13 protein-coding genes and 1 pseudogene are annotated in these 17911 nt (G+C 56.5%); 5 read left to right on the forward strand and 9 right to left on the reverse strand.

What is annotated here, in order from left to right; all coding sequences use genetic code 11:
• Positions 1-48: 48 nt before the first annotated feature.
• Positions 49-1152 (forward strand): polyheme membrane-associated cytochrome C, encoded by a 1104-nt coding sequence (locus MWU60_RS17450; protein ID WP_247228679.1) that lies wholly within the window; start codon positions 49-51, stop codon positions 1150-1152.
• A 2-nt stretch (positions 1153-1154) separates the two neighbouring features.
• On the opposite strand, the gene MWU60_RS17455 is transcribed toward MWU60_RS17450, so the two are convergent.
• Both MWU60_RS17455 and MWU60_RS17460 read right to left on the reverse strand, forming a co-directional pair.
• Positions 1155-1868, reverse strand: coding sequence for a VIT1/CCC1 transporter family protein (locus tag MWU60_RS17455; RefSeq protein WP_247228680.1), 714 nt, complete (start codon positions 1866-1868; stop codon positions 1155-1157).
• Positions 1858-4431, reverse strand: coding sequence for a cation-transporting P-type ATPase (locus tag MWU60_RS17460; RefSeq protein ID WP_247228681.1), 2574 nt, complete (start codon positions 4429-4431; stop codon positions 1858-1860). Before MWU60_RS17460 ends, MWU60_RS17455 begins: the two co-directional genes overlap by 11 nt.
• 109 nt (positions 4432-4540) lie before the next feature.
• Between MWU60_RS17460 and MWU60_RS17465 the strand changes: the two genes are divergently transcribed.
• On the forward strand, positions 4541-4903 hold the full coding sequence (locus MWU60_RS17465) for a phasin family protein (protein ID WP_247228682.1): 363 nt from the start codon (positions 4541-4543) through the stop codon (positions 4901-4903).
• On the opposite strand, the gene MWU60_RS17470 is transcribed toward MWU60_RS17465, so the two are convergent.
• From MWU60_RS17470 to MWU60_RS17490, 5 genes are all read right to left on the reverse strand, one after another.
• Complete coding sequence (locus tag MWU60_RS17470) at positions 4900-5403, reverse strand: hypothetical protein (protein WP_247228683.1); 504 nt, start codon at positions 5401-5403, stop codon at positions 4900-4902. The two genes, MWU60_RS17465 and MWU60_RS17470, sit on opposite strands and share 4 nt — an antisense overlap.
• 67 nt (positions 5404-5470) lie before the next feature.
• The gene (sulP, locus tag MWU60_RS17475) at positions 5471-7195 is read right to left on the reverse strand and encodes a sulfate permease (RefSeq protein ID WP_247228684.1); all 1725 of its coding nucleotides are present in this window, start codon (positions 7193-7195) and stop codon (positions 5471-5473) included.
• Positions 7196-7207: 12 nt separating this feature from the next.
• On the reverse strand, positions 7208-8881 hold the full coding sequence (locus MWU60_RS17480; protein WP_247228685.1) for a bifunctional protein tyrosine phosphatase family protein/NAD(P)/FAD-dependent oxidoreductase: 1674 nt from the start codon (positions 8879-8881) through the stop codon (positions 7208-7210).
• A gap of 12 nt (positions 8882-8893) precedes the next feature.
• Entirely contained in the window at positions 8894-9775 is an 882-nt protein-coding gene (locus tag MWU60_RS17485) for an MBL fold metallo-hydrolase (protein ID WP_247228686.1), read from the reverse strand.
• A gap of 70 nt (positions 9776-9845) precedes the next feature.
• On the reverse strand, positions 9846-10166 hold the full coding sequence (locus MWU60_RS17490) for a TraR/DksA C4-type zinc finger protein (protein ID WP_247228687.1): 321 nt from the start codon (positions 10164-10166) through the stop codon (positions 9846-9848).
• Positions 10167-10292: 126 nt separating this feature from the next.
• Between MWU60_RS17490 and ppsA the strand changes: the two genes are divergently transcribed.
• From ppsA to MWU60_RS17505, 3 genes are all read left to right on the forward strand, one after another.
• Complete coding sequence (ppsA, locus tag MWU60_RS17495) at positions 10293-12671, forward strand: phosphoenolpyruvate synthase (protein ID WP_247228688.1); 2379 nt, start codon at positions 10293-10295, stop codon at positions 12669-12671.
• Between the two features lie 149 nt (positions 12672-12820).
• Positions 12821-13048 carry a hypothetical protein gene (locus tag MWU60_RS17500; RefSeq protein ID WP_247228689.1) on the forward strand — a complete coding sequence of 76 codons (228 nt, stop codon included), beginning with the start codon at positions 12821-12823 and terminating at the stop codon, positions 13046-13048.
• Positions 13049-13855 carry an IS110 family transposase gene (locus MWU60_RS17505; RefSeq protein ID WP_247228690.1) on the forward strand — a complete coding sequence of 269 codons (807 nt, stop codon included), beginning with the start codon at positions 13049-13051 and terminating at the stop codon, positions 13853-13855.
• 369 nt (positions 13856-14224) lie between these two features.
• Here the strand turns inward: MWU60_RS17505 and MWU60_RS17510 are convergent, their stop codons facing one another.
• Both MWU60_RS17510 and MWU60_RS17515 read right to left on the reverse strand, forming a co-directional pair.
• Positions 14225-14704: a biliverdin-producing heme oxygenase gene (locus MWU60_RS17510; protein WP_247228691.1), complete on the reverse strand. Its 480-nt coding sequence runs from the start codon at positions 14702-14704 to the stop codon at positions 14225-14227.
• Positions 14705-14816: 112 nt separating this feature from the next.
• Positions 14817-17801, reverse strand: a pseudogene (locus tag MWU60_RS17515) (EAL domain-containing protein).
• Positions 17802-17911: the final 110 nt, after the last annotated feature.

The raw sequence follows: 17911 nt of genomic DNA on the forward strand, positions 1-17911 counted from the left end.
AATTCGCGGCATCCCTTGAAGATGCCTTAGCGAGAGGAGCCAAAACCGATGCCAATGATGATGCCGCTTACCAAAATGATCACCGCCAGTTTGCTTATTGCTTTGGCCAGCACGCAGGCTGCGGCCCAGGACACCCCGGATGATGGCCCATCTCTTGATGCAATCGTCGATGCCTGGCTGGCGTCACCCCACGCCAGCCGGTCGTCCGAAGCTTTCACCCATTGGCACGAAGAAGGCGAAATCCCCGGCACCTGTGCGGTTTGTCATTCCAGCACCGGGGCGGTTGATTATCTGCTGGGTGAAATGACCCAACCGGGTGTCATTGATCATGCGGTGCCGACGGGGACATCTGTCGACTGTGTGGTCTGTCACACCTCGGCTGCATCATCGCTGGCAATTGTACCGTTCCCGTCTGGTGAAACCGTGGACACCTTCGAAGAATCCGCCGTCTGCACAGTCTGCCATCAGGGCCGCACATCAACCTTTGACGTCGAAAGCGCAGTGGCCGGGTTAGAGGACGACGTCATCGCGGGCGATCTGAGCTTTATCAACATTCACTATGCACCGTCCGCGGCGACCTTGATGGGGACCGCTGTAAGGGGGGGCTATGAATACGACGGCAAGGTCTACAAAGGCCAGTTCACACACGTCCCTGACATGAATGGCTGTGTTGATTGCCACCGCCCGCATTCGCTTGAGGTGCAGTTGGATAACTGCACGGCCTGCCACCAAGGCGTGACAAGTTTTACCGACATCCGCACCACAACCACGGATTTTGACGGAGACGGCGATACCACTGTCGGGATCTCTGTGCCGATCAATGCGCTGCACGCGCGCCTTGAGACTGCAATCCAAAGCTATGGCATGGATATCGCCGGAACCCCCATTGTCTATAACGTCGGGTCATATCCGTATTTCTTCATTGATAGTGATGCCGACGGCATCGCTTCTGATGATGAGTCGATCTATCCAAACCGGTATCAAAGCTGGACCCCGCGTCTGTTGAAAGCCGCCTATAATTATCAGGTCGTGGCCAAGGACACCGGTATTTACACCCACAACCCGCACTATGCCCTGCAACTGCTCTACGACAGCTTGGAAAGCCTGTCGGAACAGGTTGACGTTGACATGACCGGGCTGGTCAGACCCTGATGTTAGACGTGGAACATCCCGCCCACGATGTAGGCCAACCAAGCCGCTAAGCCGCCAATCAGCAGCGTTTCCAGTCCTGATCGCCACCAAGGGGCCAATGACCACCGTGCTTTGATCGTGCCGATCCCAAAAAAGGTCAGCCCTGCGATCCCCATGGACCATGAAAACGCATCGGACATGCCAACCAGATAGGGCAAGAGCGGCAGCATCCCTGCCAGCACGAAGGCCACAAAGATGACCATTGCCGCCCTGATGGGCCGATCATCGACAGGCGGCAGGCCGTATTCTTCGGACATCATCATGTTGATCCACTGTTTTTTGTTGCCGCTGATCATCATCGTGGCGTCAGTCAGCACCTGACCACTCAGCCCTTTGCGCCCAAGGATTTCTTTCAACTCATCCCGTTCGCCTTGCGGGTTTTCGCGGATGTGCTTTTCCTCGACCTCCCACAGCCTGCGCCGGTCATCTGCCACGGCCTTGGTCCCGGCATAGTTGCCCGCCGCCATAGAAAACCCGTCAGCCAGCACATTGGCCAGCCCAAGGGCGACGACGACACCAGATGCCAGCCCAGCACCCTGCACGCCCGCCACGATAGCAAAGGTCGTCACGGTGCCGTCGATCCCCCCGAAAATCGCGTCACGCAATTCGCCCGTCTTATTATGAGCATCAAGCCTTGCGATGATCTCTTCCTTGTTGTGTCCGTGTTCAAGTGCCATTGGGGTGCCTGCCTTTCACGATCATTTTCGTCAGTTCGGGGATGATAATCAGCGGCAGGGTGAACAGCCCGATCATCTGCCATTCGGCAAGGCTAAGCCCCGTTGTGTGCAGCAAGGTTTGCAGCGGAGCCCAATAGACTGCCGCAACCTGTGCCCCCAGCGTTGCCGCCAGCGCCACCAGCAAAAACGGGTTGCTGGTCCAGCCGATCTGGCTGCATGGCGACCGCAAGGACCGAAACGCGAAGACGCTGAATTTCTCAAACACCACCATCGCCGTGAAGGCCGCCGTGCGTGCAAGCGTTTCGTCTGTGGGCAGAAGCGTCCAGAAGATCCAAAGGCTCGACAGACCAGTGTAAAGCCCAAAGATGGCAATCAGCGCAACACCAGACCAGCCAAGGATGGGCGCGTTCATGGGGCGGGGTGGTTCCTGCATCTGGCCTTTCTCTGGCTTTTCCAGCCCCAGGGCGACCGCCGTCAGCCCGTCAGTGATCAGGTTCATCCACAAGATTTGCGTCGCCAGAAAGATCAACGGCCCGCCGATGATGATATTGATAACAAGGGCGATGACCTCGCCCGCGTTTGAAGACAGCAGATAGCGGACGAATTTGCGCAGGTTATCAAACTGCCGCCGTCCTTCGCGGATGGCGGCGATGATGGTGGCAAAGTTATCGTCTAGCAGCACCAGATCAGAGGCGTCCTTGGCGACATCTGTGCCACGGATCCCCATCGCGATTCCGATATCGGCCTGCTCCAGCGCAGGGGCATCGTTGACCCCATCACCCGTCATCGCCACGATCTGCCCTTCGGCTTGCAGCAAGGCAACCACCCGCATCTTGTCCGCCGGTTCCGCCCGCGCGAGCAGCATATCCTGATCAAGCGCATAGGTTAGTTCCGTGTCCGACATGGCGGCGATTTCGTCATGGGTCATCACCGTTTGCGGGTTCAGCCCGATGCTTTTGGCAATCGCTTTGGCCGTCACCGGGCTATCGCCGGTGATCATGATAATCCGGGTGCCTGCGGCATGGGCAAGGGCCACTGCGGCGGGCACTTCGGGTCGCGGCGGGTCTATGATGCCGACAAGCCCAAGGAACGTCAGTGCGTCTTCGCGCAAGGTGCCGTCAGGGCTTTGACCTGCGGCCAAGCCGATCACGCGGTGCCCGTTCGCGGCCATGTCAGTGTAAGCGGCTTCGATCTGTGCGCGGCTTTCATCGGTCAGCGGCGCAGGCCCGTCCGGCCCCATCACGCTTGTGCACAGGTCGCGCAACCGCTCTGGTGCGCCTTTGGTCAACACCTTCAGCCCGTCCGGCGTTTCGCGCAGGATGCTCATCCGCTTGCGGTCGCTGTTAAAGGGCAACTCACCCACGATATCAGCAGGGTCGGGCAGGGCGGCCCAGCCTTTGTAGGCAAGGGTCAGCAACGCGCCTTCCGTGGGGCTGCCGATCATGGTCCATTCGTCAGGCTGGTGGTTCAGGGTGGCGTGGGTGCAGCCTGCGCATACCTCTAGCAAAGCGGCCAGCACCGGATCGTTTGAGGCGCGGCGTTTTTCACCCTTTATCGCGATATGGCCTGATGGGTCGTACCCCGTGCCGGTCACCTGATACTGACCCTGCGGTGTCCAGACTTCGGTCGCGGTCATCTTGTTTTCGGTCAAGGTGCCGGTTTTATCGGTGCAAATGACCGAGGCCGCACCCAGCGTCTCAACCGCTTGCAGCCGCCGTGTCAGGGCGTTTTGCCGGACCAATGCGGCAGCACCGAGTGCAATCGTGATCGTGACCACCGCAGGCAGCCCCTCTGGCACCATCGCCACGGCCAGTGAAATGCCGGTCATGAACATCTCGGCCATCGGGCGGCCGTTCCAAACGCCCAAGCCCATGATAGCGGCGGCGATCAGCAGGGCGACGATACCCAATTGTTTGGCAAGCTGCCCAAGCTGGCGTTGCAGATGGGTTTCGCGCTGTTCCACGGACCCTGTCAGCACCGCAATCTGCCCAAAGCGTGTCTGCGTGCCAATCGCTGTGACCTGCGCCATGCCGCGCCCTTCGACCACATTAGTGCCCATAAACAGGGCAGGGGCGTCACCATCCTTGGCCACCTGCATGGATTCGCCCGTCAGCGCGCTTTCATCGACAAAAAGGGCTGTTTGTTCGATCACCTCTGCATCAGCAGGCACCCTGTCGCCAGCGGCCACGATGATCAGATCACCGGGCACCAGATCGCGCGCCGCGACAATCATCTGGCGGCCATCGCGCAGCACAGTTGCCTGCGGGGACATCATATTGCGCAGGGCTTGCAGCGCGTTTTCGGCCCGCCATTCCTGCACAAACCCAAGCGCGCCGTTCAGCATAATCACGATGGCAATCGCGATGGTATCAATCCGTTCGCCTGCCAAGAAAGCAATGACGGCAGCGATGATCAGGATCACCACCAGCACGTTCGTAAACTGACGCAGCAGAATGCGCAGCGGCGACGGCCCGGCAGCCTGGGGTAGCTCGTTCCAGCCATGCGTGTCGTGCAAGGCCAACGCACGCTGGGTGCTCAGGCCCGAGGTCAGATCATCTGTCATACCCTTTGAAATCTACGATTTGAGCGGGATGGGTGTTGATAGATGTCAAAGTCGACGGGGATTATCCTGCTAGAATGCCACAATCCACACCAGCAAGAGGGAGCCTGACATGGCCAAATCAAAGAAAGAGACATCCGCAAGTGAAGATCCGGTCGCACTTGGTCAAGCCTTTCTGCAGCAGTTCGAAGACGCAGGCCTTGGCCCGATGCGCTGGATGGGGACCGCCTGGTTCGAAGCAATGGCCGACATGAACAGCGAAGTTGTGAATTTCGTGTCCGAGCGCATCAAAGAAGACGTCAAAACCCAGCATGAATTGCTGCACTGCAAATCGGCAGAAGAGCTTCAGAAGGCGCAACTCGCGTTTCTGGAAAAGGCCTATCAGCAATACACAGACGAGACCGGCAAGCTGGTCAAGATGAGTCTGGATATGCTGCCGACCGCAAAAGCAGGAACCAAAGGCACGCCAATTTAGCCTTTTATCGTTGCCGCGATCAGATCGCTGGCAAAACGCGCAATCTTGTCGTCCATGTCCGGTGTATCCTCAATACTATTCGGGATCGCCTCTTGGACGGCAAAGGCGCGCCCAAGCACCTGTTCAGCCATCGCATAGGCCTTTTGCGGTGGGGAGTGTCCGCCAGACGTCAATAGCAAGCCGATCACCTGCGGCAAGTAGTTTGCCTGTCGCATGTAACTGATCAGCGGCACAGCAGGATATGACGTCCAAACCGGGCCACACAGGACTGCGGCATCATAGCCTTCGATATCTGGCAGCGGGTGGGTCAGCGGCGTTGGCGCACGGCGGACGCTGTCAAATCCGGCGCGCAGATAGCCAAAAAACGGGATCATGTAACGCGCGGTCGTCAAGGCATAGATATCCGCATCCAGCACCTCGGACAGCTGCTCAGCGATGTGGCGCGAATGGCCTGATTTCGAATAGCAAACGATGGCGATCTTTGGCTTTGATGCAGGCATAGGACCCTCTTTTGATTGCTGTTGCCTGTTGTTTTAGGCATTTCGCAATCGGCCCCTTTGAGAAATCTCAAACCTGCGGTTTCAGCCCGGCGCGGCAGGCTGCCTCGTATTGTGTCAGGAAAACTTCGCCTGACAGATCATCCAGGAAATGCCCGTGCTGTAGCCGGTCCATGACCGGGCCTTTGACCTCTGACAGGTGCAGCTTGACGTCCATCTCGCGCAGGCGGTTATTGATCGCCTCAAGCGTTTCCAGCGCGCTAAGGTCAATTTCATTGATCGCACTGCATTGCAGGATCACATGTTCGATCAGTTCGTCGTGGGCCAGTCGCGCAAGGATCACGTCCTCCAAAAACCGTGCGTTCGCAAAATAAAGGCTTTCGTCCAGCCGCAGGGTCAGGATGCGTGGGTCAGTTTGCACCTTATGGCGATGGATATTGCGGAAATGTTCGGTGCCGGGGACCAACCCGACCTCGGCGATATGGGGCCGCGATGACACATAAAGATGCACCAGAATGGACAGGATCACGCCCGCAGATACACCTGCCTCGACCCCCACGGACAGGGTGACAAGGATGGTCACCAGCACCGCCATGAAATCCGCCCGCGCATAGGCCCAACTGCGCCGCAGAATGCTGAAATCCACAAGGCTCAGGACGGCGACGATGATCGTGGCGGCCAATGTCGCTTTGGGCAGAAAGTAGATCAGCGGGGTCAGACCGACCGCCGCAATCGCCAGCCCGATGGCCGTGAATGCGCCTGCTGCGGGCGTTTGCGCGCCTGCGTCGAAATTCACCACGGACCGCGAAAAGCCGCCCGTCACCGGAAAACCACCTGTGAACGCCGCACCCAGATTGGCCGCCCCCAACCCGATGAGTTCCTGATTGGGGTCTACCCGCTGTCGTTTCTTGGCGGCCAGTGTTTGGGCCACGGAAATGGATTCAACAAAACCGATAACCGAGATCAGGAAGGCGGGCAGCAGCAGTTGCTGCAACAATACCGGCGAGAATGATGGCAAGGTAAAGGGCGGCAGGCTTTGTGGAACGGTGCCGACAATCTGCACGCCGTGCCCCGCCAATCCCCAATACCAAACGACGACGGTCGTGGCGACGACAGCGGCCACAGGTCCGGCCTTGGTGGCCACGTCGGCCGCTTTTGCACCTACACCAATGGCCCTTAGCGTCGGTTTCAGGCCTTTGCGCACCCAGAACAAAAACGCCGTGGCGCTGATCCCGATGATTGCTGTCGGCAGGTTGAGTTCTGGCAAATGCGCGACCAGTGACAGCGTGAGTTCAAGCAGGTTATGCCCTTCCGCCTCAATCCCGAAGACGTGTTTCAACTGGCTGGCCGCAATAATCAGACCCGAGGCCGTGATGAACCCCGAAATCACCGGATGCGACAGGAAATTCGCCAAAAAGCCCAAGCGCAGCAGCCCCAGCCCCAGCAACATCGCCCCTGACAGCCCCGCCAATGACAAGGCAGCCACGGCATAGCCCGCTGTCCCTTGTTCAACGATATTGCCCAAGGCCGCCGCCGTCATCAGCGAGACAACGGCCACTGGCCCGACAGCCAGCGCCCGGCTGGTGCCAAAGACCGTGTAAAGCATGATGGGCACGATGGACGCGTATAGCCCCGCTTCTGGCGGTAACCCCGCCAGCAACGCATAGGCCAACGATTGCGGGATCAGCATGATCGTCACAATCAATGCCGCGATCATGTCGTTGCCAAAGGCGGCGCGATCATAATCGCGTGCCCAGGTCAGAATGGGCACGTACCGTAGCAGTGTATTTGCCATGTCCGGTTAATCCTAGCTTGCGCTGACCTTCTCAGGTTTCGCCATCCACTCTCGGCCTTTGAGCATGGCACCCCAATAGACCGGCGGCAGGATCTTTTCCTTCAACAGCCACGCCATCCGCGACGGTTTGGTGCCGTCCACAAGAAACTTGGGGAAACTGGGCAGCAACGCGCCGCCATAGCCAAATTCGGCCAGTACGATCTTGCCCCGCTCTACTGTTAACGGACAAGAACCATAGCCGTTGTATTGGGCGACCGGCGCACGGCCTCTGATGTCTGCAATCACGTTTTCGGCCACGATGGGGGCCTGAATCCGTGCTGCCGCCGCCGTTTTTGCGTTGGGCGCGTTCATCACGTCCCCCAGCGACCAGATGTTGTCATAGGTTTTGTGGCGCAGGGTGGCCTGATCAACATCGACCCATCCCGCTTCATCGGCGAGAGGCGACACTTTGATAAAGTCTGGTGCCGTCTGCGGCGGGCAGACGTGCATCATGTCAAAGTCCATCTCGACCCGCTCGACCGGGGTATCAGGCTTGGCCACATCGAACCACGCTTTCTTGGCCGGGCCATCGACAGCAACAAGGTTGTGAAAGAAATTCAGGTCTGCGCTGTATTTTTCGACGTATTTCTCAAGTGCGGGGACATAGTCTTTGACCCCGAACAACACCCCGCCGGCGTTGTTAAAGTGGATATCAATATCCTTCAGCACACCGCGCCGGAACCACGCATCGCCGGACAGATACATCGCCTTTTGCGGCGCGCCTGCGCATTTAATCGGCATCGGCGGCTGGGTAAAAATCGCGCGACCTTCTTTCATGTCGCGCACCAGCTCCCACGTATAAGGCGCCAGATCATAGCGGTAGTTTGAGGTCACGCCGTTTTTGCCCAACGTCTCAACCAGCCCTTCTACCTTGTTCCAATCCAGCTTCAGCCCCGGACAGACGATCAAGCGCGCGTATTTCACGACGCGACAGCCATCAAGGATCACTGCATCATCTTTCGGCTCAAACGCCGCCACCGCTGATTTCAGCCAATGCACGCCTTTGGGGATCAGGCTGCCCATCGTGCGCACGGTATCCTGCGCGTCGAAGATACCGCCACCGACCATCGTCCAGCCGGGTTGGTAATAATGTATCTCGGCCGGGTCGATGATCGCGATCTCAAGCCCCGGCTTACGCGCCTTCAGACTGGCCGCCACGGCAATGCCCGCCGCTCCTCCACCCACAACAACCACGTCATAGCTGGCATCGCCGGTATCGGTTGGCGTTTTACCACCATTGGCGATACGCCGCACGACACCGGCCATGTCATAGCCTGCTGCCTTGGTTGTGCTTAGAATATCCGCCACGCTTCGCATTTTTGCCTGCGTCAGCGACCACAGCGTCGCCGACCGCGTGCCTGTCCGGCAATAGGCCAGCACGGGGCCGGGAAGTTCCGTCATCAGCTTGGCAAAGTCATCGGCATCGGCATCGCTGACCTTGCCCATGGTGATCGGCTGATACGCTGTTTCCAACCCCAGCTTCTTCGCCACCGCTTCGATCTCTTGAAAGGTTGGTTGATCAGCGCCTTCGCCGTCAGGACGATTGCAGATGATGGACCGAAAGCCTTTTTCATGGATCGCAGGCAGGTCTGCAATCGCGACTTGCGGCATGACCGAGATTTCTGAGGTCAGTTTTTTGATTTCCATGTGCGTCTCCTGTCAAAGTTGGTTCAGCGGCACTTTGAGCATCTCATTGCCGTCTTTATCGACAGGCAACTCACCTGCGCGCATGTTCACTTGCAGCGACGGGATGATCAGCTTGGGCATATCCAGCGTCGCATCGCGTTCGTTGCGGAACTTGATGAACTCTTCACGGCTTTTGCCGCCGCCGACATGTATATTGTGGGCTTTTTCTTCGGCCACAGTCGTTTCCCATTTGATGTCGCGCCCGTTTGGACCGTAGTCGTGGCACATGAAAAGCCGCATCTCATCGGGCAGGGCCAGCACCTTTTGGATGCTGTCATAAAGCACACCTGCATCGCCGCCCGGAAAATCAGCACGGGCTGATCCGCCGTCCGGCATAAAGAGTGTATCACCCACAAAACAGGCATCCCCGATCACATGCACCATGCAAGCAGGCGTATGCCCCGGCGTGGCAATGGCAAAACCCTGCATGCCACCGATCTGATAGGTGTCACCGTCCTTGAACAGCGCATCAAACTGCGACCCGTCGCGTTGGAAGTCGGTGCCTTCGTTAAAGACCTTGCCGAAGGCATCCTGCACAACGGTGATCTTATCGCCGACACCGATTTTGCCGCCCAGTTTTTCCTGAATATAGGGGGCGGCACTCAGGTGATCTGCATGGACATGCGTCTCAATGATCCAGTCCAAGGTCAGACTGCGCCGCTCAATCTCGGCGATCAGGGCATCGGCGCTGTCAAAGGTGATCCGACCAGCGGCGTAATCAATGTCCATCACGCTGTCGATGATTGCACAGTGGTCGCCATCAGGCTCTGACACGATGTAGCTGATCGTATTGGTCGCCTCATCAAAGAAGGCAGAGACATGTGGGCTGGTGGTCATATGAACGGGATAAGTCATCAGTTTCTCCTCAGTTAATACATTTCATTTCTCTAATATGTCAATGCTCAGGAGTCCTCATTGATGAAGATCAATCCTGCACCGCACAGTTTCGGCAAATCACGGCGTAGGGGACCGCATCCAGCCGCGCGTGCGAAATATCCTCGCCGCATTTCTGGCAAATGCCATAGCTGCCATCTTCAATGCGCCTAAGCGCGTCATGCAGCAGTCGCACCTCTTGGCTGTTGGCCCGTCCGAGACTGGAGAGCACCTCATCGTCTTCCAGATCAATCGCCTGATCCTCAAGATCTGCGGGAAGGGGCTGATCCAGATCGTCAGAAATCTGTTGCATATGCGCGGTCAGTTCCTTGATCCGCGCCGTGATCTGCAGTCTGCGTTCGGTGATGTCCATGCGGTTGCTCCTTATGCGTTGGGTCGCATGCAGTGTGCCGCCAAAGGCGCGGCGCGGATTGACCTATGTCAGTTTCGCGCGCGCGCCTTGCGCCACAGTCCCCCAAAGATATTGGAGGATGAAACGATGGCCGATGCCAAACCCCTTGTTTTGAATTTCACTGAACTGCGGCGTGGTGATGTGGACACCGTGGGCGGCAAGAACGCGTCACTGGGCGAAATGATCCATGCGCTTGGTCCCAAGGGCATCCTGGTGCCGCCGGGGTTTGCGACAACGGCGGATGCGTTTCGGGCCTATCTGACGGCCAATGATCTGGATGCGCGGATCGGGGTGGCGTTGGATGCGCTGGCCGCGGGCAAGGCCACCTTGCACAAGACAGGGCAGGCGATCCGCGACATGATCCTGGGCGGCGACTGGCCCGACGACACTGCGGGCGAAATCGTTGATGCCTACCGCGCTTTGTCACACACAGCAGGCGAGCCGGATATCCCCGTCGCCGTCCGGTCCAGCGCCACTGCCGAAGACCTGCCGGACGCCAGTTTCGCAGGCCAGCAAGAAACATTCCTGAACGTCATCGGCGAAGCGGACCTGCTCGATGCCTGCCGCAAATGCTATGCGTCACTGTTCACAGATCGCGCCATTTCCTATCGCCAGATCCAAGGGTTTTCGCACACCCAAGTGGCGCTATCGGTCGGCGTGCAACAGATGGTGCGCGCTGATACCGGCGGATCAGGCGTGATGTTTTCGATTGATACAGAATCCGGCTTTCCCGATGCGGTGCTGATCAATGCCGCTTGGGGTTTGGGTGAAAATGTCGTGCAGGGTGCTGTCGATCCCGATGAATACGAAGTCTACAAGCCGTTTGTGGGCGATGAAACCAAGGTGCCGATCCTTGAGAAAACCCTTGGCGCGAAAGAGATCAAGATGATCCACGACCGCGACGGCACGCCCCGCAATGTGCCGACCTCCAAGGCCGAGCGGGCACAGTTTGTGCTGAGTGACGCAGAAATCCTAACCCTCGCGCGGCAAGCCTGCGTGATCGAAGACCACTACGGCTGCCCGATGGACATGGAATGGGCGCGCGATGGCAAAACCGGCACATTATACATCGTGCAGGCGCGGCCCGAGACGGTGCAATCGCGTGCTGATGTCGGGTCGATCAAATCCTATACGGTCGCTGACGCGGGCGAAACATTGGTCACAGGTCTAAGCGTGGGGAACGCGGCGGTCACTGGCCGGGTTTGCATGATCGAAAGCGCGGCGGACATCGCCAATTTCGTGGAAGGGTCCGTGCTGGTCACCTCTACCACCGACCCCGATTGGGTGCCGATCATGAAACGCGCTGCCGCCATCGTGACCGACCACGGCGGGCGCACGTCACACGCAGCCATCGTCAGCCGCGAACTGGGCTTGCCTGCCGTCGTCGGCTGTGGTGACGCCACGCATCTGCTGCATGACGGACAGGACGTGACGGTATCGTGTGCGGGTGGCGAAGAGGGTGTCGTCACCGAAGGCATATCCAAGATCACCGTGGCCGAGGAGACATTGGGCGATCTGCCAGACGTCAAAACCAAGGTTATGCTGAACCTCGCCAACCCCTCTGCGGCGCTGCGCTGGTGGCGCTTGCCGGTGGACGGGGTGGGCCTTGCCCGGATGGAATTTGTCATCAACAGCGCGGTGCAGGTGCATCCAATGGCCTTGCTGAACTTTGATGCGATCACCGATGAAGACACCCGCGACAAAATTGAGGCGCTGACAGCAGGCTACGCGACCAAACCCGACTACTTCATTGATCGACTCTCACGCGGCCTGTCGCGCATCGCGGCCTTTTGCTACCCCAAACCGGTCATCGTGCGGATGAGTGATTTCAAAACCAACGAATACGCGGACCTTTTAGGCGGGCGCGATTTCGAACCGCATGAAGAAAACCCGATGATCGGTTTTCGGGGCGCGTCACGCTATTATTCCAAGCATTACCGCGACGGCTTTGCGCTGGAATGTCAGGCAATCGCGCGGCTGCGGGGCGAAATGGGTTTTGACAACGTGATCATGATGATCCCGTTCTGCCGCACACCGCAAGAGGCCGATCAGGTGATGGCAGTGATGGCTGAAAACGGGTTGGAACGCGGCAAGGACGGCCTGCAAGTCTATGTCATGTGCGAAATCCCGGCCAACGTCGTACGCGCTGCGGAATTTGCCGAACGGTTCGACGGGTTCTCGATCGGGTCCAATGATTTGACGCAACTGACCCTCGGGATCGACCGGGACTCAGACGCGCTTGCGGGGTTGTTCCGCGAAGACGACCCAGCGGTGCTATGGATGATCGAAACGGTGATCCGCGATGCGCATAAGGCGGGCAAAAAGGTCGGTTTCTGCGGGCAAGCGCCCAGCAACGATCCAACCTATGCGCAAAAGCTGGTGTCGTACGGGATCGACAGTATTTCGGTCACGCCAGACAGTTTTGTCAGCGTGCTGCGGAATGTAGCGAAAGCTGAGGGCAGGTAGGGGCACTGGTTCAATTGACTATGTGAAGGTCAATCCACACGGACCAGATGACCGTTTTGCGGACGAAGCATGGGTAATCGGGCTGGCCTGATGGATGGGTCGGGTTTTCGATAGAGTTGTGGCATTTGCTGCAATCTGAGGAGAACGAGATGGATTACTTTGTTGGCTTGGACGTATCGCTGCGGTCTGTCACCGTGTGCGTGATTGATGCCGGTGGCAAGCATGTCTTTGAACGCGTCGTAGCTTGCGAGATCGAGGATATCGTTACCTGCCTGCGCGATGTACCGAAGGGCCAGTGCCGGATCGGCTTTGAGTCTGGCGCGATGAGCCAGTATCTATACTTCGGGCTTCGAGGTGCTGGCTTTGATGTTGTGTGAATGGAAGCGCGCCAGGTGAATGCGGCGCTGTCCGCGATGCGGAACAAAACCGATAAAACGGATGCCCGGGGGATCGCGCAAGTGCTGCGATCTGGATGGTTCAGCAAGGTCTGCATCAAGAGCCGCGAAGCACATGCCTACCGGGCTCTGCTGAGCAGTCGAAAGGCCGTTCATAAGAAGTGTATCGATCTGGCCAACGAGGTTCGGGGCCTCTTCCGGGTCTTCGGTCTCCGCTTGCCGTCTCGCGTTGATCAGGGGTCGTTCGATGAGCGGGTCAGGCCGTTGATCGAAGCCGATCCGGATCTGTCACGTGCTCTGCTACCGCTCTTGGACGTGCGCGCGATGCTCTACAAGACCTATCGTGAGTTGGATAGGCGGGTGAAGCAAGCCGCTAGTCACGATGCGATCTGCCTGCGCTTCATGGCGATCCCTGGCGTGGGGCCGATCGCGGCCCTCACCTTCCGCGCGGCCGTTGATGACCCGTCACGGTTTACCAGTTCTCGGACAGTGGCCGCGCACTTCGGACTCACGCCGCGACGATATCAATCTGGCGAAACCGACAATCCTAGCCGTATCTCCAAAGCGGGCGACCGGGATGTGCGGGCAACTCTGTATGCCGCAGCAAACGCGATGATGATGCGATCTGTGGCCAGCTCAGAGATCAAAAGCTGGGGGCTGCGGCTGATGAGGCGAAAGGGCCGCCGCCGGGCTGTTGTTGCTGTCGCCCGCAAACTGGCCGTCATCATGCACCGCATGTGGGTTGACAATACCGAGTTCCGTCACAAACCTTTGGAGGCCACGCTATGATCTGACAACCTTCCAAAGACCAATGAGGCGATCGTCCCTCACCGGACGAGGTTTGTAGATGACGCCGAATAAGTCTGCTGCGACTGGCAAGCGCGAGACGAAGCGGGGCGCTCTACGTCCATTCCGACACATGCGTGCAGCGGCTCAACCGAACCGGGCCAACAATGACTGCGAATAGAAGCGTGACCCGGATGAGAGACAGTGATCCCAGAGTGCCGAAACCAAACGATGAAATGAACTTGACCCAAACACCCGATTATAGACGCCGACCTTGCCTCCATCTTTTGCAAAGTCTGCTTCGCAATCGTTGCATACGAAGCGAAACGGGTCAGCGTCGGGACGACAACAATCGCTTCAACTGCGGTCCGGTCAAGACTGAGAAGATATTGCGAGGAGCAGCCATTTATCAAACGTATCGAATGTTATTGCAGATCCCTCTGCAATTTCTGATATCTCAGCAGACCGTCCTTGCTGTTCTTCCATTCTTTCCAGCAAAGCATGCCAGATAGACTTGTTTGGCCGTTGACAGAAGAACGCATGCGCCTGATGCGGCATTGCCACCCTTAAGTTGCGATAAATCGCCACTGCCCCAAAGCGGGAACCGTGGAGCACATACAGCATCCCCAATGTCTGAAGTGATGACGAAATGGGCAAAGCAGGCGGTGGCAAGGCCTGCTTCACTCCGAGATCACTATGTATGCGTGCAAGGTCCGGCGCAAATGACAGGGCAGGCATGAGAGCGTATCTTTTGCGAATAGCTTCTGCATCTTGATAGAATGACAGATACGCTTGAAGGATCGCGCGATACTCCTGCGCAGTGATGTCCGGCGCAAGAAGACGGCCAATCACCGGATGAACATGCAACGCTTCGTGTACCTGCCGCGTCGCAGTCGCGATCTGGGTCCGGACGGAGACAACGCTGGACGGTTGCGATCGTGCGACATCTATTTCGGGAACGTGGCTAAGCTGCACAACAGGTCAACAGTTTTTCCAGTTCATTTGCCGGCTGAGGCTTTCCGAAATGATAACCTTGGATCCTGTCGCAGGCCAGATTGGACAGGATGTCTGCTTGTTCAGCATTTTCGACACCTTCGGCAATTGCTTTGATCCCAAGTTGGGTCCCGATATCGATCACCGACTTAACAATGTTCTGTGCGGACGAATCTCCGACAATCGGGTCGATCAGGCGCTTATCGATCTTAAGCCGATCTGGCTGGACCATAAGAATCGCAAGAATCGAACTATGGCCAGAGCCAAAATCGTCCAATTCGATTCCGACACCGGTGGCGCGTAGTGTTTTCAGAATACCCTCATAGTCGATCTCATTCTCATCCAGATCAATTGTTTCCAGCAGTTCCAGCGTGAAATGACGGGCGCTTCGTCTAAGACTGACGAGGTCGTTCACAAGCTCGGGGTCGCGAAGCCGATCAAATGACACATTAACGGAAATTGGCATGGTTGTAGACGTTCGTTTTTTCCATTCCAACTGAACTTTGATCGCTTTTTTGAACATGGCGCGGTCGATGTCACCCATCACGCCCATGTCTTACGCAGTAGCAAGAAACGCTGCCGGGCCAAGGATACCCTTTTTGGGGTGGTTCCATCTTGACAGCATTTCGCAGCCGACAATTCCTTTGGTCCCTACATCGATTTGTGGCTGAAAATACGGAATAAACTCGTCATCTTCTAATGCACGCTCGATTTCCTGCTCTAAACAGCGACGGGCCTTGCTCTCATCTTCCATATCCGGCGAAAAGAACGAAAAGGTTCCGCGGCCCTTTGATTTACCGCTGTAAAGGGCGAGGTCCGATCGCGTCAGGATTGCACTGCTTGGTTCTGCTCCGGCCTCAAACGTTGTAATACCAACTGTGCAGGTGACTGAAATCTCTAGGCCATTGTGGAAAAATGGCCCTTTCAGATAGTTAGCAAAATCACCGCAAAGAGCGGAAACCTGTTCTGATTGCAGATTACCCGACATAATGATCGAAAATTCGTCGCCACCAATTCTTGCAACACTTCCGCGTTCAGCCACAGCTTGTGTCAGCGCCGCGGCAACATGCACCAGAACAGCATCCCCTGCGAGATGACCGTAGGTATCGTTGATCTTCTTGAAGTGATCGACATCAATATGACACAGCCACATTGTGTTAGACCGTTTGCCGCGGGGTGACATTTCGGACAAGAGTTTCTCGAAACCCCGGCGGTTGTAAACGCCGGTAAGCTGGTCATGATGCGCCTCATAGCTGGCATGTTTCAATGCATTCCGCATCACCGCATTTGACTGGCGAAGCTGCCGTTCGCGCAACGACTTGTGAAACGACATTTCAATATTGCGAAGTCCCGATTGCAAGTCGCGCGCAACTTGAACAGTGGCCTCTTCCCAAGGTTTCGAGCAACCCAAGGTGTTTTCCTTATATGAGGCAAAAGAATTCCGTGGATGCATGACATTATCTGCCGTGTCCGCATAGCGTTCCTTGGCATTCGGATCGCCGGCCCATGTATCGCTTTGTTCTTCTGTTTTGCGAAAAACCTTTAGCCGGGTCTTTGCATCCCAAGATGCAAAGTGAAGTAGCCCGCCAAATTGTCTTGCGTCCTCAGGTAGATCGCTGCAAAGGCGATGTAAATCGGCGGTGGCGATATAGTTTCTATCGTGATTGCCTTGCCAAACTTTTGCAAACTGGTCGATCTTGCTTACACTCTGACTTGAAGGAATTTTACCAATGATGAGGTTTGTGGTCTCAGATTCAAATTGAAGACCTTCAACATCGAGAAGACTCAATATGTCGTCTTGAAAACTTGAGATCACATTCGCGAATTCATCAGGTGTTTCGGCACTTTGAATGGTCTGCGATATGCGTGACAAAATCTTTCCAGTTTGCTCACTTGCAAGAATGCGTTGACGCTCGGTCAAACGTGCAACATGGTTAGATGCAAGATCAGATATGACATGGCATAGTGTTAGCTTATCAGGTGGCATCTGGCGCCGCCCCGACATGTTGTGACAAGACAAAAGCCCCCATAATTTTCGGTGCACAACAATGCCGATGGTCAGTGTCGCAGAGACCCCCATGTTCGTGAGATAATCAAGGTGAACAGGTGCGGTATAGCGGAATGCCGAATTTGTTTGGTTGAAAACAACGGGCCGGGATCCATCGTCCGTTGCCACAACGGGTTCTGGTGAGGCAGCAACCTCCATGATTTGGCGTACTTTGTTGCGCAGGAACAGGTCTCGGGCTGGTCTTGGGATATCACCAGATGGAAACTTGAGCCCAAGAAATGCCGGAACATCAGATCTGCTGCGGGCTTCGGCAAGGACCTCGCCATTTAGATCAGGGTCAAACTTGTACAACATCACTCTGTCAAAACCGCTGAGTGTCTGGACGCCCTGCACCAATAGATCAAAGTAGTTTGAGTGTTCTACACTGCTATCCCGCATAAGCACTTCGTGTTCACGCGACAATGACTGAACACAATTGGCAAACACGTGACTTGTGTTTTCCGAGCGCAAAAAGTTCTCGCCGACATAGGTAAGATCCACACCAATGTGTGCATCTGCATCAAAAAAACTTGCCCAGACAAATTCACCTTTGCGCAGACGCATAAAACATGAATCGATGCGTTTATCGGTCAGAATACTATCGGCGATTGAGTCAGCGTCCCCCTTTTGAAAGACGTCGTCTAACCCTTTGGGTTTATCATAGGCATCGCAAAGCGTTTGGTTCGCGGCGAGTATGCACAGGGTCTTGCGGTCCACCACGAGCAATCCAGCACCTTTCTGGATGGCACTGCTCCGTTGTAGAAAAGTTGCCTCGCAAGCAATCTCATCGCGTGGTGCTTCTTTCATCGTCGAATCTCCAAACTGAGCATCCATTTTTCGTGGAAACCAATAAAAATTTGATAAAGAGCGAAGCAATATTGGGCCTTGGCAGGAGGCGGCGCGTTTCATCGGAAAAGTGCGGATGGCTTTCCAAGCCGTCTTTCTTCCCGATGACAAGCATGATTGAGCGAGCGGGTCTGCTTGCGGTGAGTTACTAATGTGTACGATGGCCGCCCAGA

This window comes from Yoonia sp. F2084L, assembly GCF_023015625.1.
Taxonomy (GTDB): Bacteria; Pseudomonadota; Alphaproteobacteria; order Rhodobacterales; family Rhodobacteraceae; genus Yoonia.

Bases quoted from the DNA above. Each gene is read 5' to 3' on its own strand.
- MWU60_RS17450 (WP_247228679.1), top strand. From the start codon at position 49: ATGCCAATGATGATGCCGCTTACCAAAATGATCACCGCCAGTTTGCTT.
- MWU60_RS17455 (WP_247228680.1), bottom strand. From the start codon at position 1,868: ATGGCACTTGAACACGGACACAACAAGGAAGAGATCATCGCAAGGCTT.
- MWU60_RS17460 (WP_247228681.1), bottom strand. From the start codon at position 4,431: ATGACAGATGATCTGACCTCGGGCCTGAGCACCCAGCGTGCGTTGGCC.
- MWU60_RS17465 (WP_247228682.1), top strand. From the start codon at position 4,541: ATGGCCAAATCAAAGAAAGAGACATCCGCAAGTGAAGATCCGGTCGCA.
- MWU60_RS17470 (WP_247228683.1), bottom strand. From the start codon at position 5,403: ATGCCTGCATCAAAGCCAAAGATCGCCATCGTTTGCTATTCGAAATCA.
- sulP (WP_247228684.1), bottom strand. From the start codon at position 7,195: ATGGCAAATACACTGCTACGGTACGTGCCCATTCTGACCTGGGCACGC.
- MWU60_RS17480 (WP_247228685.1), bottom strand. From the start codon at position 8,881: ATGGAAATCAAAAAACTGACCTCAGAAATCTCGGTCATGCCGCAAGTC.
- MWU60_RS17485 (WP_247228686.1), bottom strand. From the start codon at position 9,775: ATGACTTATCCCGTTCATATGACCACCAGCCCACATGTCTCTGCCTTC.
- MWU60_RS17490 (WP_247228687.1), bottom strand. From the start codon at position 10,166: ATGGACATCACCGAACGCAGACTGCAGATCACGGCGCGGATCAAGGAA.
- ppsA (WP_247228688.1), top strand. From the start codon at position 10,293: ATGGCCGATGCCAAACCCCTTGTTTTGAATTTCACTGAACTGCGGCGT.
- MWU60_RS17500 (WP_247228689.1), top strand. From the start codon at position 12,821: ATGGATTACTTTGTTGGCTTGGACGTATCGCTGCGGTCTGTCACCGTG.
- MWU60_RS17505 (WP_247228690.1), top strand. From the start codon at position 13,049: ATGGAAGCGCGCCAGGTGAATGCGGCGCTGTCCGCGATGCGGAACAAA.